We start from the raw sequence: 12711 nt of genomic DNA, 5'->3' as shown, positions 1-12711 counted from the left end.
GATATTGATTTTTATTTTTAGAGTGGTATAATACTTTTTAGAAAGAACATTTTAGAAAAGAGCATGCATATGATTGCACTAGAAGAAAAAATTACAATTTTGCCAACTCTCTTCGTCGAGAAACGAGATGGGAGACGTGTTGTATTTGATGTGGATAAGATTGACAAGGCTCTCCACAAGGCGGCAGACAAGGTTATGGATGTGACACCCTTAGTCGAAAAACGCCTAAATGCTCTGACCGAGCGAATTGTCACAGAAATTCATAGTCGCTTTCCAAAGGGAGTTAAGATTTACGAAATTCAAAATATCGTAGAACATGAACTGCTTGAAGCCAAAGAATATGCGCTAGCTGAGGAATATATCACTTATCGGACACAGAGGGATTTTGAGCGCTCAAAAGCGACAGATATCAACTTTAGCATCCATAAACTTCTCAACAAAGACCAGGCCGTTGTTAATGAAAATGCGAACAAAGACAGTGATGTCTTTAACACCCAGCGCGATTTGACAGCAGGGATTGTTGGAAAGTCAATCGGACTGCAAATGCTTCCTAAGCACGTAGCCAATGCCCACCAAAAGGGGGATATCCACTATCATGATTTGGACTACAGCCCCTATACACCTATGACCAACTGCTGTTTGATTGATTTTAAAAGCATGTTGGAAAATGGTTTTAAGATTGGAAATGCAGAAGTAGAGAGTCCTAAGTCTATCCAGACTGCGACAGCTCAGATTTCCCAAATCATCGCCAACGTTGCTTCTAGCCAGTATGGTGGCTGTTCAGCTGATCGTATCGATGAAGTTTTGGCACCTTATGCAGAGAAGAATTACCAAAAACACCTCAAGGATGCGGAAGAATGGGTTTTGCCTGAAAAACGGGAAGATTACGCTTGGAAGAAAGCACAAAAAGACATCTATGATGCCATGCAATCTCTCGAGTATGAAATCAATACTCTCTTCACTTCAAATGGACAAACACCTTTTACTTCGCTAGGTTTTGGTCTAGGAACCAATCGTTTTGAACGAGAAATTCAAAAGGCAATTTTAAACATTCGCATCAAGGGGCTTGGTTCGGAGCATCGTACGGCTATCTTTCCTAAACTTATTTTTACGCTAAAAAGAGGACTCAATTTAGAGGAAGGAACTCCCAACTACGACATCAAGCAGTTGGCTCTCGAGTGTGCAACCAAGCGGATGTATCCCGATGTTTTATCTTACGATAAGATTGTTGATTTGACAGGCTCCTTCAAGGTGCCTATGGGTTGTCGTTCGTTCCTTCAAGGATGGAAGGATGAAAATGGTGTCGAGGTCAATTCAGGCCGTATGAATCTGGGTGTTGTGACGGTTAACATACCTCGTATCGCCCTTGAATCTGAAGGAGATATGAACAAGTTCTGGGAAATCTTCAACGAGCGTATGAATATCGCAGAAGATGCTTTGGTTTATCGTGTCGAACGGACCAAGGAAGCTACACCAGCAAATGCTCCTATCCTCTATCAATACGGTGCTTTTGGCCATCGTCTAGGTAAAGAAGAAAGTGTTGACCAGCTCTTTAAGAATCGTCGTGCGACAGTTTCACTAGGCTATATCGGTTTGTATGAAGTAGCGACTGTTTTCTTTGGTAATAGCTGGGAAAGTAATCCAGATGCTAAGGAATTCACGCTAGACATCATTCGCGATATGAAACGTCGTGTAGAAGAGTGGTCTGACCAATATGGCTACCACTTCTCTATCTACTCAACACCATCTGAAAGTTTGACAGATCGTTTCTGTCGACTAGATACAGACAAGTTTGGCTCTATTCCTGATATCACAGACAAGGAATACTACACAAATTCTTTCCACTATGATGTTCGTAAAAATCCAACCCCGTTTGAAAAATTGGACTTTGAGAAAGTCTATCCAGAAGCAGGTGCGTCAGGTGGTTTTATCCATTATTGTGAGTATCCAGTCCTTCAGCAAAATCCAAAGGCCTTGGAAGCTGTCTGGGATTATGCCTATGACCGTGTGGGTTATCTGGGGACCAATACACCAATTGACCGTTGCTACAAGTGTGATTTTGAAGGAGATTTTGAACCAAGTGAGAGAGGGTTTGCTTGTCCAAACTGTGGAAATAGCGACCCTAAAACAGTAGACGTTGTTAAACGGACTTGTGGCTATTTAGGCAATCCTCAAGCGAGACCTATGGTCAATGGGCGTCACAAGGAAATCGCAGCGCGTGTCAAACATATGAATGGCTCAACGATTAAAATAGCTGGCCATCAAGTAACAAATTAGAAAGAACTGAAATGGGAAAGTATCAATTAGATGATAAGGGGCGTGCACAAGTGACCCGTTATCATGAAAAGCATTCGAAAGGTGGAGTGAGCAAAAAAGAACGCTTGCTCAACCTCAGAGAACAATTTTTAAATAAGAATAAGAAAAAATAAAAGTGAGAGTTGCCTCTCACTTTTCTCTTAATTGGAGGTAAAAATGATACTACGCAGACCAACATTGGCAGATAAAGAAACAGTTTTAGAGATGATGGCAGAGTTTGAAAAATATCAGTCGCCTCACGAAGGTGGTTTCTGGGATACAGAAAATTTTTCTTATGAGGAATGGTTGGAAAGTAACCAGAATCAGGAAATGGGGATTAATCTGCCTGAAGGATGGGTTCCTGCAATTCAGTTAGTGGCTTTTTCTGAGAAAGGTCAAGCAGTTGGATTTCTTAATCTCCGGTTGCGCCTCAGTAACTTTCTACTAGAAGAAGGTGGCCACATTGGCTACTCCATCCGTCCTTCTGAAAGAGGCAAAGGTTATGCTAAAGAAACTCTCCGTCAGGGCTTGCAAGTTGCTCAGGAAAAGAACATCAAGAGAACTCTTGTGACCTGTAGCGTGAATAATCCTGCTAGCAGAGCAGTCATTCTAGCAAATGGAGGAATTCTTGAAGATGTTCGTGCTGGAGTTGAGCGTTATTGGATAGAGGTAGTGAATGAATAATCCAAAACCACAAGAATGGAAAAGCGAGGAACTCAGTCAAGGTCGGATTATTGATTACAAGGCCTTTAACTTTGTGGATGGAGAAGGCGTGCGTAACTCTCTCTATGTATCAGGCTGTATGTTTCACTGCGAGGGTTGCTATAATGTTGCGACTTGGTCTTTCAATGCTGGCATTCCCTATACAGCAGAGTTAGAAGAACAGATTGTGACAGACCTTGCCCGACCCTATGTTCAAGGTTTGACTTTGCTGGGAGGGGAGCCTTTTCTAAACACGGGTATTCTCTTGCCACTCGTTAAGCGGATTCGAAAGGAATTGCCAGAAAAAGACATCTGGTCCTGGACGGGCTACACTTGGGAAGAAATGATGCTGGAGACTCCAGACAAATTGGAACTTTTATCACTGATTGACATTCTTGTCGATGGAAGATACGATCGAACTAAGAGAAATCTCATGCTCCAGTTTCGAGGATCGTCCAACCAACGAATCATCGATGTGCAAAAATCCCTCACAAGTGGGCAAGTAGTGATTTGGGACAAGCTCAATGACGGAAAAGAAAGCTATGAACAGGTGAAGAGAGAATGAAGAGAAAAGACTTAATAGACCAGCTTGTTTCAGAAATAGAAAAGGGAAAAGTCAAGACACTGGGAATATACGGTCATGGAGCTTCAGGTAAATCAACCTTTGCAGAGGAATTGTACCAAGCTTTAGATTCTACTACAGTAAATTTACTAGAAACAGATCCTTATATAACCTCAGAACGCCATCTGGTAGTGCCAAAGCAAGCGACAGAGCAAAAGGTGACAGCTTGTCTACCGGTGGCACATGAATTGGCAAGTTTACAGAGAGATATCTTAGCCTTGCAGGCGGGTATGGATGTCTTGACAATTGAAGAGCCTTGGAAGGCTAGTGAGGTCTTGTCAGGAGTCAAACCAATTCTGATTGTCGAAGGGATGTCTGTGGGCTTTTTACCCAAGGAACTCTTTGACAAAACCATCTGTTTTTACACAGATGAAGAGACCGAATTAAAGCGACGCCTAGCTCGAGATACGACGGTGAGAAATCGCGATGCATCCTTTATATTGACTAGCCATCAGATGAGACGGGAGCAGTATCTGCAATACTATAAAGAAGCTGAGTCTAAGGCGGATATTTTAGTGGACCAATCAGAAGATAAATTTGAGGTCAAGAGGACTTAACTTATATAGAAGAAAATCCCTAATTTTAGAAAGAAAAAATAGGAAAACAGTTTCATAGTAAAAAACGAAAAAACAGCAACAAATCCCTTGCAATCGCAGGGGCTTTGTGTTATTCTATTATGGTGCTGTAAATCACAGCTTTAGCTTTGATGCAAGAGGTTGCGACACGCTCGGTTGCATTGCCACGCAACGCCGCGTCGGTTTTCTTGTGGAGCTAGCCTATTATCTTAAATAGACGAAAAGGAGAAAAAGATGGCAAACAAAAAAATCCGTATCCGTTTGAAAGCTTACGAACACCGTACGCTTGACACAGCGGCTGCAAAAATCGTAGAATCAGCTACTCGTACAGGTGCACAAGTTGCGGGTCCAATCCCACTTCCAACTGAACGTAGCCTCTACACAATCATTCGTGCGACCCACAAATACAAAGACTCTCGCGAACAATTTGAAATGCGTACACACAAACGTTTGATCGATATCGTTAACCCAACTCAAAAAACAGTTGATGCTTTGATGAAATTGGATCTTCCAAGTGGTGTAAACGTAGAAATCAAACTTTAATCTAAAATATAAAAGAGCAGAGGCTAGTGTTTCAATCTAATTGAACACGGGCTAAACTCGGTGTGAAAAAAGATAAACTTCCTAGTGTCTGCTAGACACTGCATCAGTTTCCTATTTTCACTTTGAGTTTGACGCCCTTTGTATCTTAGACTTGAGCATAAAAAACGCTCGTTAAAAACTTTTTGAATAAAAAATATAGAAAAGGAACTATTTTCTCATGACAAAAGGAATCTTAGGGAAAAAAGTGGGAATGACTCAAATCTTCACTGAAGCTGGCGAATTGATCCCTGTAACAGTTATTGAAGCAACTCCAAACGTTGTTCTTCAAGTTAAAACTGTTGAAACAGACGGATACAACGCTATCCAAGTTGGTTTCGATGACAAACGCGAAGTATTGAGCAACAAACCTGCTAAAGGACATGTAGCGAAAGCTAACACGGCTCCTAAGCGCTTCATTCGTGAATTCAAAAACGTTGAAGGCTTGGAAGTTGGTGCTGAAATTACAGTTGAAACATTCGCAGCTGGAGACGTTGTTGACGTAACTGGTACTTCTAAAGGTAAAGGTTTCCAAGGTGTTATCAAGCGCCACGGACAATCACGTGGACCAATGGCTCACGGTTCTCGTTACCACCGTCGCCCAGGTTCTATGGGACCTGTTGCACCTAACCGTGTATTCAAAGGTAAAAACCTTGCAGGGCGTATGGGTGGCGACCGCGTGACAATTCAAAATCTTGAAGTTGTACAAGTTGTTCCAGAAAAGAACGTTATCCTTATCAAAGGTAACGTACCAGGTGCTAAGAAATCTCTTATCACTATCAAATCAGCAGTTAAAGCTGGTAAATAATAAAGAAAGGGGAAATCAGTCACAATGGCAAACGTAACATTATTTGACCAAACTGGTAAAGAAGCTGGCCAAGTTGTTCTTAACGATGCAGTATTTGGTATTGAACCAAATGAATCAGTTGTGTTTGATGTGATCATCAGCCAACGCGCAAGCCTTCGTCAAGGAACACACGCTGTTAAAAACCGCTCTGCAGTATCAGGTGGTGGACGCAAACCATGGCGTCAAAAAGGAACTGGACGTGCTCGTCAAGGTTCTATCCGCTCACCACAATGGCGTGGTGGTGGTGTTGTCTTCGGACCAACTCCACGTTCATACGGCTACAAACTTCCACAAAAAGTTCGTCGCCTAGCTCTTAAATCAGTTTACTCTGAAAAAGTTGCTGAAAACAAATTCGTAGCTGTAGACGCTCTTTCATTTACAGCTCCAAAAACTGCTGAATTTGCAAAAGTTCTTGCAGCATTGAGCATCGATTCTAAAGTTCTTGTTATCCTTGAAGAAGGAAATGAATTCGCAGCTCTTTCAGCTCGTAACCTTCCAAACGTGAAAGTTGCAACTGCTACAACTGCAAGTGTTCTTGACATCGCAAATAGCGACAAACTTCTTGTCACACAAGCAGCTATCTCTAAAATCGAGGAGGTTCTTGCATAATGAATTTGTATGATGTTATCAAAAAACCTGTCATCACTGAAAGCTCAATGGCTCAACTTGAAGCAGGGAAATATGTATTTGAAGTTGACACTCGTGCACACAAACTTTTGATCAAGCAAGCTGTTGAAGCTGCTTTCGAAGGTGTTAAAGTTGCCAATGTTAACACAATCAACGTAAAACCAAAAGCTAAACGTGTTGGACGTTACACTGGTTTTACTAACAAAACTAAAAAAGCTATCATCACACTTACAGCTGATTCTAAAGCAATCGAGTTGTTTGCTGCTGAAGCTGAATAATCTAAGGAGGAAATATCGTGGGAATTCGTGTTTATAAACCAACAACAAACGGTCGCCGTAATATGACTTCTTTGGATTTCGCTGAAATCACAACAAGCACTCCTGAAAAATCATTGCTTGTTGCATTGAAGAGCAAGGCTGGTCGTAACAACAACGGTCGTATCACAGTTCGTCACCAAGGTGGTGGACACAAACGTTTCTACCGTTTGGTTGACTTCAAACGTAACAAAGACAACGTTGAAGCAGTTGTTAAAACAATCGAGTACGATCCAAACCGTTCTGCAAACATCGCTCTTGTACACTACACTGACGGTGTGAAAGCATACATCATCGCTCCAAAAGGTCTTGAAGTAGGTCAACGTATCGTTTCAGGTCCAGAAGCAGATATCAAAGTCGGAAACGCTCTTCCACTTGCTAACATCCCAGTTGGTACTTTGATCCACAACATCGAGTTGAAACCAGGTCGTGGTGGTGAATTGGTACGTGCTGCTGGAGCATCTGCTCAAGTATTGGGTTCTGAAGGTAAATACGTTCTTGTTCGTCTTCAGTCAGGTGAAGTTCGTATGATTCTTGGAACTTGCCGTGCTACAGTTGGTGTTGTCGGAAACGAACAACATGGACTTGTAAATCTTGGTAAAGCAGGACGTAGCCGTTGGAAAGGTATCCGCCCAACAGTTCGTGGTTCTGTAATGAACCCTAACGATCACCCACACGGTGGTGGTGAAGGTAAAGCACCAGTTGGTCGTAAAGCACCATCTACTCCATGGGGCAAACCTGCTCTTGGTCTTAAAACTCGTAACAAGAAAGCGAAATCTGACAAACTTATCGTTCGTCGTCGCAACGAGAAATAATATTAAACTAGTCGCTTAAGCAACTAGTAAATCCGCCAGCTCGGTAGCGCTCCATGTGAGCGCAAGCCGCTGTGGTACAACATTTAAAGGAGAAAATATAAAAATGGGACGCAGTCTTAAAAAAGGACCTTTCGTCGATGAGCATTTGATGAAAAAAGTTGAAGCTCAAGCTAACGACGAAAAGAAAAAAGTTATTAAAACTTGGTCACGTCGTTCAACGATCTTCCCAAGTTTCATTGGTTACACTATCGCAGTTTATGACGGACGTAAACACGTACCTGTTTACATCCAAGAAGACATGGTAGGTCACAAACTTGGTGAATTTGCACCAACTCGTACTTACAAAGGTCACGCTGCAGACGACAAGAAAACACGTAGAAAATAAGGAGAACATAAATGGCAGAAATTACTTCAGCTAAAGCAATGGCTCGTACAGTACGTGTTTCACCTCGTAAATCACGTCTTGTTCTTGATAACATCCGTGGTAAAAGCGTAGCCGATGCAATCGCAATCTTGACATTCACTCCAAACAAAGCTGCTGAAATCATCTTGAAAGTTTTGAACTCAGCTGTAGCTAACGCTGAAAACAACTTTGGTTTGGATAAAGCTAACTTGGTAGTATCTGAAGCATTCGCAAACGAAGGACCAACTATGAAACGTTTCCGTCCACGTGCGAAAGGTTCAGCTTCACCAATCAACAAACGTACAGCTCACATCACTGTAGCTGTTGCAGAAAAATAAGGAGGTAAAATCGTGGGTCAAAAAGTACATCCAATTGGTATGCGTGTCGGCATCATCCGTGATTGGGATGCCAAATGGTATGCTGAAAAAGAATACGCGGATTACCTTCATGAAGATCTTGCAATCCGTAAATTCGTTCAAAAAGAACTTGCTGACGCAGCAGTTTCAACTATCGAAATCGAACGCGCAGTAAACAAAGTTAACGTTTCACTTCACACTGCTAAACCAGGTATGGTTATCGGTAAAGGTGGTGCTAATGTTGATGCACTCCGTGCAAAACTTAACAAATTGACTGGAAAACAAGTACACATCAACATCATCGAAATCAAACAACCTGATTTGGATGCTCACCTTGTAGGTGAAGGAATTGCTCGTCAATTGGAGCAACGTGTTGCTTTCCGTCGTGCACAAAAACAAGCAATCCAACGTGCAATGCGTGCTGGAGCTAAAGGAATCAAAACTCAAGTATCAGGTCGTTTGAACGGAGCAGATATCGCCCGTGCTGAAGGATACTCTGAAGGAACTGTTCCACTTCACACACTTCGTGCAGATATCGATTACGCTTGGGAAGAAGCAGATACTACATACGGTAAACTTGGTGTTAAAGTATGGATCTACCGTGGTGAAGTTCTTCCAGCTCGCAAAAACACTAAAGGAGGTAAATAACCAATGTTAGTACCTAAACGTGTTAAACACCGTCGTGAATTCCGTGGAAAAATGCGCGGTGAAGCAAAAGGTGGAAAAGAAGTAGCATTCGGTGAATACGGTCTTCAAGCTACAACTAGCCACTGGATCACTAACCGCCAAATCGAAGCTGCTCGTATCGCCATGACTCGTTACATGAAACGTGGTGGTAAAGTTTGGATTAAAATCTTCCCACACAAATCATACACTGCTAAAGCTATCGGTGTGCGTATGGGATCTGGTAAAGGGGCACCTGAAGGTTGGGTAGCACCAGTTAAACGTGGTAAAGTGATGTTCGAAATCGCTGGTGTATCTGAAGAAATCGCTCGCGAAGCGCTTCGTCTTGCTAGCCACAAATTGCCAGTTAAATGTAAATTCGTAAAACGTGAAGCAGAATAAGGAGAAGGCATGAAACTTAATGAAGTAAAAGAATTTGTTAAAGAACTTCGTGGTCTTTCTCAAGAAGAACTCGCGAAGCGCGAAAACGAATTGAAAAAAGAATTGTTTGAACTTCGTTTCCAAGCTGCTACTGGTCAATTGGAACAAACAGCTCGCTTGAAAGAAGTTAAAAAACAAATCGCTCGTATCAAAACAGTTCAATCTGAAGCGAAATAATAGACTAGGGAAGGAGAAATTTCAATGGAACGCAATAATCGTAAAGTTCTTGTTGGACGTGTTGTATCTGACAAAATGGACAAGACAATCACAGTTGTAGTTGAAACAAAACGTAACCACCCAGTCTATGGTAAACGTATTAACTACTCTAAAAAATACAAAGCTCATGATGAAAACAATGTTGCCAAAGAAGGCGATATCGTACGTATCATGGAAACTCGTCCGCTTTCAGCTACAAAACGTTTCCGTCTTGTAGAAGTTGTTGAAGAAGCGGTCATCATCTAATCAAACCTGAAAGGAGAAAACTGAAATGATTCAAACAGAAACTCGTTTGAAAGTCGCAGACAACAGCGGTGCTCGCGAAATCTTGACTATCAAAGTTCTTGGTGGTTCAGGACGTAAATTTGCAAACATCGGTGATGTTATCGTGGCATCTGTAAAACAAGCTACTCCTGGTGGTGCGGTTAAAAAAGGTGACGTTGTAAAAGCAGTTATCGTTCGTACTAAATCAGGTGCTCGTCGTGCTGATGGTTCATACATCAAATTTGACGAAAACGCAGCAGTTATCATCCGTGAAGACAAAACTCCTCGCGGAACACGTATCTTTGGCCCAGTTGCACGTGAATTGCGTGAAGGTGGATTCATGAAGATCGTGTCACTTGCTCCAGAAGTACTTTAATTTTTAGAAACAAACTAGTCCCCTAGCTTCAAGCTAGGGTGCCCTTATGGGCGTAAGAAAAATCAAGGAGAAACCTAATGTTTGTAAAAAAAGGCGACAAAGTTCGCGTAATCGCTGGTAAAGATAAGGGAACAGAAGCTGTTGTCCTTACTGCCCTTCCAAAAGTAAACAAAGTTATCGTTGAAGGTGTTAACATCGTTAAGAAACACCAACGTCCAACTAACGAGCTTCCTCAAGGTGGTATCATCGAGAAAGAAGCAGCTATCCACGTATCAAACGTTCAAGTTTTGGACAAAAATGGTGTAGCTGGTCGTGTTGGTTACAAATTTGTAGACGGTAAAAAAGTTCGCTACAACAAAAAATCAGGCGAAGTGCTTGATTAATCACGAAGGAAAGGAGAAGTATAATGGCAAATCGTTTAAAAGAAAAATATCTTAATGAAGTAGTTCCTGCTTTGACAGAACAATTCAACTACTCATCAGTGATGGCTGTGCCTAAAGTAGATAAGATCGTTTTGAACATGGGTGTTGGTGAAGCTGTATCAAACGCTAAAAGCCTTGAAAAAGCTGCTGAAGAATTGGCACTTATCTCAGGTCAAAAACCACTTATCACTAAAGCTAAAAAATCAATCGCCGGCTTCCGTCTTCGTGAAGGTGTTGCGATCGGTGCAAAAGTTACCCTTCGTGGTGAACGTATGTACGAATTCTTGGATAAATTGGTTTCAGTTTCACTTCCACGTGTACGTGACTTCCACGGTGTTCCAACAAAATCATTTGACGGACGCGGAAACTACACACTTGGTGTGAAAGAACAATTGATCTTCCCAGAAATCAACTTTGATGACGTTGACAAAACTCGTGGTCTTGACATCGTTATCGTAACAACTGCTAACACTGACGAAGAGTCACGTGCATTGCTTACAGGCCTTGGAATGCCTTTTGCAAAATAATATAGGAGGTAAATCTAATGGCTAAAAAATCAATGATTGCTAAGAACAAACGTCCAGCGAAGTTCTCTACTCAAGCTTATACTCGTTGTGAAAAATGTGGTCGTCCACATTCAGTTTACCGCAAATTTAAACTTTGCCGTGTTTGCTTCCGTGAATTAGCTTACAAAGGACAAATCCCTGGTGTAACAAAAGCATCTTGGTAATTTAAGTTATCAAGGGCGTCAAAACTCCAAGTGAAAATAGGAAACTTGACGAAGAAACTGAAGTTTCTAGAAAAGTTTATCTTTTTCACACAGAGTTTAGCCCGGGTTCAGTTGGGCTTGCCAATTTGAACACGAGCTACAGCTTTGGCAAAAAAGACCAATTTTCTTTGGAGCATCGCTCCTGCATCAAATTGCCTATTTTTGCTCGTGCTGTTACGCTCTTTGTATCATGTATTAACTAGCAAGTGCAACTTGCAAACTACTAGTAAGAGGAGAAAAACAAAATGGTTATGACTGACCCAATCGCAGACTTCCTAACTCGTATTCGTAACGCTAACCAAGCAAAACACGAAGTACTTGAAGTACCTGCATCAAACATCAAAAAAGGGATTGCTGAAATCCTTAAACGCGAAGGTTTTGTAAAAAACGTTGAAATCATCGAAGATGACAAACAAGGCATCATCCGTGTATTCCTTAAATACGGACCAAACGGTGAAAAAGTTATCACTAACTTGAAACGTGTTTCTAAACCAGGACTTCGTGTCTACAAAAAACGTGAAGACCTTCCAAAAGTTCTTAACGGACTTGGAATTGCTATCCTTTCAACTTCTGAAGGTTTGCTTACTGATAAAGAAGCACGCCAAAAGAATGTTGGTGGTGAGGTTATCGCTTACGTTTGGTAATTGATGATGTGAGAGCGTTAAAAGAATGTAGTGAAAATAGGAAGTTTGTAGTAGGAGCGATGCTCCAAGACAAACTTATCTTTTTCACCAAATTCTTAGCTCGAACTCAAATCAAGATACAAAGCTCGTTAGAGCGTGTTCAGTTCAGCTCTTGAACTAAATAAGTATCTTACCCCGTGAAAACTGGCCGTTCTGGCCTGACAATTTAACAGGAGAAAATAAACATGTCACGTATTGGTAATAAAGTTATCGTGTTGCCTGCTGGTGTTGAACTCACTAACAATGACAACGTTGTAACTGTAAAAGGACCTAAAGGAGAACTTACTCGTGAGTTCTCAAAAGATATTGAAATCCGTGTGGAAGGTACTGAAGTAACTCTTCACCGTCCAAACGATTCAAAAGAAATGAAAACTATCCACGGAACTACTCGTGCCCTTTTGAACAACATGGTTGTTGGTGTATCAGAAGGATTCAAGAAAGAACTTGAAATGCGCGGGGTTGGTTACCGTGCACAACTTCAAGGATCTAAACTTGTTTTGGCTGTTGGTAAATCTCATCCAGACGAAGTTGAAGCTCCAGAAGGAATTACTTTTGAACTTCCAAACCCAACAACAATCGTTGTTAGCGGAATTTCAAAAGAAGTAGTTGGTCAAACAGCTGCTTACGTACGTAGCCTTCGTTCACCAGAACCATATAAAGGTAAAGGTATCCGTTACGTTGGTGAATTCGTTCGCCGTAAAGAAGGTAAAACAGGTAAATAATGTTGAGTGGTTGAGTCTCA

Annotated in this window: 22 protein-coding genes; all 22 read left to right on the top strand. The window is 41.6% G+C overall.

Annotation, left to right across the window (positions count from 1 at the left end):
* The first annotated feature begins 69 nt into the window (after positions 1-69).
* The 22 genes from nrdD to rplF all read left to right on the top strand — a co-directional run bounded on the left by nrdD (position 70) and on the right by rplF (position 12691).
* On the top strand, positions 70-2277 hold the full coding sequence (gene nrdD, locus HMPREF0851_RS09735; RefSeq protein WP_000560892.1) for an anaerobic ribonucleoside-triphosphate reductase: 2208 nt from the start codon (positions 70-72) through the stop codon (positions 2275-2277).
* An 11-nt stretch (positions 2278-2288) separates the two neighbouring features.
* Entirely contained in the window at positions 2289-2429 is a 141-nt protein-coding gene (locus HMPREF0851_RS0104000; protein WP_000521632.1) for a hypothetical protein, read from the top strand.
* 43 nt (positions 2430-2472) lie between these two features.
* A complete protein-coding gene (locus tag HMPREF0851_RS09730) occupies positions 2473-2979 on the top strand; it encodes a GNAT family N-acetyltransferase (protein ID WP_000603389.1) in 507 nt (168 codons plus the stop codon).
* Positions 2972-3562, top strand: a complete 591-nt coding sequence (nrdG, locus tag HMPREF0851_RS09725; RefSeq protein WP_001064221.1) for an anaerobic ribonucleoside-triphosphate reductase activating protein — start codon at positions 2972-2974, stop codon at positions 3560-3562. Before HMPREF0851_RS09730 ends, nrdG begins: the two co-directional genes overlap by 8 nt.
* Positions 3559-4176 carry a uridine kinase gene (locus HMPREF0851_RS09720; RefSeq protein WP_000823041.1) on the top strand — a complete coding sequence of 206 codons (618 nt, stop codon included), beginning with the start codon at positions 3559-3561 and terminating at the stop codon, positions 4174-4176. The genes nrdG and HMPREF0851_RS09720 overlap by 4 nt, the downstream gene beginning before the upstream one ends.
* A 252-nt stretch (positions 4177-4428) precedes the next feature.
* On the top strand, positions 4429-4737 hold the full coding sequence (gene rpsJ, locus HMPREF0851_RS09715; protein WP_001284513.1) for a 30S ribosomal protein S10: 309 nt from the start codon (positions 4429-4431) through the stop codon (positions 4735-4737).
* Between the two features lie 217 nt (positions 4738-4954).
* Positions 4955-5581, top strand: coding sequence for a 50S ribosomal protein L3 (gene rplC, locus HMPREF0851_RS09710; protein ID WP_000160197.1), 627 nt, complete (start codon positions 4955-4957; stop codon positions 5579-5581).
* A gap of 24 nt (positions 5582-5605) precedes the next feature.
* Complete coding sequence (rplD, locus tag HMPREF0851_RS09705) at positions 5606-6229, top strand: 50S ribosomal protein L4 (RefSeq protein ID WP_000024537.1); 624 nt, start codon at positions 5606-5608, stop codon at positions 6227-6229.
* Complete coding sequence (locus HMPREF0851_RS09700) at positions 6229-6525, top strand: 50S ribosomal protein L23 (RefSeq protein ID WP_001055347.1); 297 nt, start codon at positions 6229-6231, stop codon at positions 6523-6525. Before rplD ends, HMPREF0851_RS09700 begins: the two co-directional genes overlap by 1 nt.
* Positions 6526-6542: 17 nt before the next feature.
* Positions 6543-7376, top strand: a complete 834-nt coding sequence (rplB, locus tag HMPREF0851_RS09695; RefSeq protein ID WP_000512911.1) for a 50S ribosomal protein L2 — start codon at positions 6543-6545, stop codon at positions 7374-7376.
* A 103-nt stretch (positions 7377-7479) separates the two neighbouring features.
* On the top strand, positions 7480-7761 hold the full coding sequence (rpsS, locus tag HMPREF0851_RS09690; RefSeq protein ID WP_000533766.1) for a 30S ribosomal protein S19: 282 nt from the start codon (positions 7480-7482) through the stop codon (positions 7759-7761).
* An 11-nt stretch (positions 7762-7772) separates the two neighbouring features.
* Positions 7773-8117 carry a 50S ribosomal protein L22 gene (gene rplV, locus HMPREF0851_RS09685; protein ID WP_000818137.1) on the top strand — a complete coding sequence of 115 codons (345 nt, stop codon included), beginning with the start codon at positions 7773-7775 and terminating at the stop codon, positions 8115-8117.
* A 12-nt stretch (positions 8118-8129) separates the two neighbouring features.
* Positions 8130-8783, top strand: coding sequence for a 30S ribosomal protein S3 (rpsC, locus tag HMPREF0851_RS09680; RefSeq protein WP_000529936.1), 654 nt, complete (start codon positions 8130-8132; stop codon positions 8781-8783).
* Positions 8784-8786: 3 nt separating this feature from the next.
* Positions 8787-9200: a 50S ribosomal protein L16 gene (gene rplP, locus HMPREF0851_RS09675; protein WP_000960946.1), complete on the top strand. Its 414-nt coding sequence runs from the start codon at positions 8787-8789 to the stop codon at positions 9198-9200.
* Positions 9201-9209: 9 nt separating this feature from the next.
* Positions 9210-9416 carry a 50S ribosomal protein L29 gene (gene rpmC / locus HMPREF0851_RS09670; RefSeq protein WP_000772918.1) on the top strand — a complete coding sequence of 69 codons (207 nt, stop codon included), beginning with the start codon at positions 9210-9212 and terminating at the stop codon, positions 9414-9416.
* 24 nt (positions 9417-9440) lie between these two features.
* Positions 9441-9701, top strand: coding sequence for a 30S ribosomal protein S17 (gene rpsQ / locus HMPREF0851_RS09665; protein ID WP_000440801.1), 261 nt, complete (start codon positions 9441-9443; stop codon positions 9699-9701).
* Between the two features lie 25 nt (positions 9702-9726).
* Positions 9727-10095 carry a 50S ribosomal protein L14 gene (rplN, locus tag HMPREF0851_RS09660; RefSeq protein WP_000616545.1) on the top strand — a complete coding sequence of 123 codons (369 nt, stop codon included), beginning with the start codon at positions 9727-9729 and terminating at the stop codon, positions 10093-10095.
* Positions 10096-10172: 77 nt separating this feature from the next.
* Entirely contained in the window at positions 10173-10478 is a 306-nt protein-coding gene (rplX, locus tag HMPREF0851_RS09655) for a 50S ribosomal protein L24 (RefSeq protein ID WP_000497691.1), read from the top strand.
* 23 nt (positions 10479-10501) lie between these two features.
* Positions 10502-11044 carry a 50S ribosomal protein L5 gene (rplE, locus tag HMPREF0851_RS09650; RefSeq protein WP_000013542.1) on the top strand — a complete coding sequence of 181 codons (543 nt, stop codon included), beginning with the start codon at positions 10502-10504 and terminating at the stop codon, positions 11042-11044.
* A 17-nt stretch (positions 11045-11061) separates the two neighbouring features.
* Complete coding sequence (locus tag HMPREF0851_RS09645; protein WP_001085697.1) at positions 11062-11247, top strand: type Z 30S ribosomal protein S14; 186 nt, start codon at positions 11062-11064, stop codon at positions 11245-11247.
* 284 nt (positions 11248-11531) lie between these two features.
* Positions 11532-11930, top strand: a complete 399-nt coding sequence (gene rpsH, locus HMPREF0851_RS09640; protein ID WP_000245504.1) for a 30S ribosomal protein S8 — start codon at positions 11532-11534, stop codon at positions 11928-11930.
* A 224-nt stretch (positions 11931-12154) separates the two neighbouring features.
* Positions 12155-12691, top strand: a complete 537-nt coding sequence (gene rplF / locus HMPREF0851_RS09635) for a 50S ribosomal protein L6 (RefSeq protein WP_000086640.1) — start codon at positions 12155-12157, stop codon at positions 12689-12691.
* Positions 12692-12711 lie beyond the last annotated feature (20 nt).

This window comes from Streptococcus sp. M334 (genome assembly GCF_000187745.1).
Taxonomy (GTDB): Bacteria; Bacillota; Bacilli; order Lactobacillales; family Streptococcaceae; genus Streptococcus.
The sequence above is the reverse complement of the archived record's forward strand: the minus strand, read 5'-3'. Positions and strand labels throughout refer to the sequence as shown.

Bases quoted from the DNA above. Each gene is read 5' to 3' on its own strand.
- rplD (WP_000024537.1), top strand. From the start codon at position 5,606: ATGGCAAACGTAACATTATTTGACCAAACTGGTAAAGAAGCTGGCCAA.
- nrdG (WP_001064221.1), top strand. From the start codon at position 2,972: ATGAATAATCCAAAACCACAAGAATGGAAAAGCGAGGAACTCAGTCAA.
- rpsH (WP_000245504.1), top strand. From the start codon at position 11,532: ATGGTTATGACTGACCCAATCGCAGACTTCCTAACTCGTATTCGTAAC.
- HMPREF0851_RS09720 (WP_000823041.1), top strand. From the start codon at position 3,559: ATGAAGAGAAAAGACTTAATAGACCAGCTTGTTTCAGAAATAGAAAAG.
- rplF (WP_000086640.1), top strand. From the start codon at position 12,155: ATGTCACGTATTGGTAATAAAGTTATCGTGTTGCCTGCTGGTGTTGAA.
- rpsJ (WP_001284513.1), top strand. From the start codon at position 4,429: ATGGCAAACAAAAAAATCCGTATCCGTTTGAAAGCTTACGAACACCGT.
- HMPREF0851_RS09730 (WP_000603389.1), top strand. From the start codon at position 2,473: ATGATACTACGCAGACCAACATTGGCAGATAAAGAAACAGTTTTAGAG.
- rpsQ (WP_000440801.1), top strand. From the start codon at position 9,441: ATGGAACGCAATAATCGTAAAGTTCTTGTTGGACGTGTTGTATCTGAC.
- rplV (WP_000818137.1), top strand. From the start codon at position 7,773: ATGGCAGAAATTACTTCAGCTAAAGCAATGGCTCGTACAGTACGTGTT.
- rpmC (WP_000772918.1), top strand. From the start codon at position 9,210: ATGAAACTTAATGAAGTAAAAGAATTTGTTAAAGAACTTCGTGGTCTT.
- rplP (WP_000960946.1), top strand. From the start codon at position 8,787: ATGTTAGTACCTAAACGTGTTAAACACCGTCGTGAATTCCGTGGAAAA.
- HMPREF0851_RS0104000 (WP_000521632.1), top strand. From the start codon at position 2,289: ATGGGAAAGTATCAATTAGATGATAAGGGGCGTGCACAAGTGACCCGT.
- nrdD (WP_000560892.1), top strand. From the start codon at position 70: ATGATTGCACTAGAAGAAAAAATTACAATTTTGCCAACTCTCTTCGTC.
- rpsS (WP_000533766.1), top strand. From the start codon at position 7,480: ATGGGACGCAGTCTTAAAAAAGGACCTTTCGTCGATGAGCATTTGATG.
- rplE (WP_000013542.1), top strand. From the start codon at position 10,502: ATGGCAAATCGTTTAAAAGAAAAATATCTTAATGAAGTAGTTCCTGCT.
- rplN (WP_000616545.1), top strand. From the start codon at position 9,727: ATGATTCAAACAGAAACTCGTTTGAAAGTCGCAGACAACAGCGGTGCT.
- HMPREF0851_RS09645 (WP_001085697.1), top strand. From the start codon at position 11,062: ATGGCTAAAAAATCAATGATTGCTAAGAACAAACGTCCAGCGAAGTTC.
- rplC (WP_000160197.1), top strand. From the start codon at position 4,955: ATGACAAAAGGAATCTTAGGGAAAAAAGTGGGAATGACTCAAATCTTC.
- HMPREF0851_RS09700 (WP_001055347.1), top strand. From the start codon at position 6,229: ATGAATTTGTATGATGTTATCAAAAAACCTGTCATCACTGAAAGCTCA.
- rplX (WP_000497691.1), top strand. From the start codon at position 10,173: ATGTTTGTAAAAAAAGGCGACAAAGTTCGCGTAATCGCTGGTAAAGAT.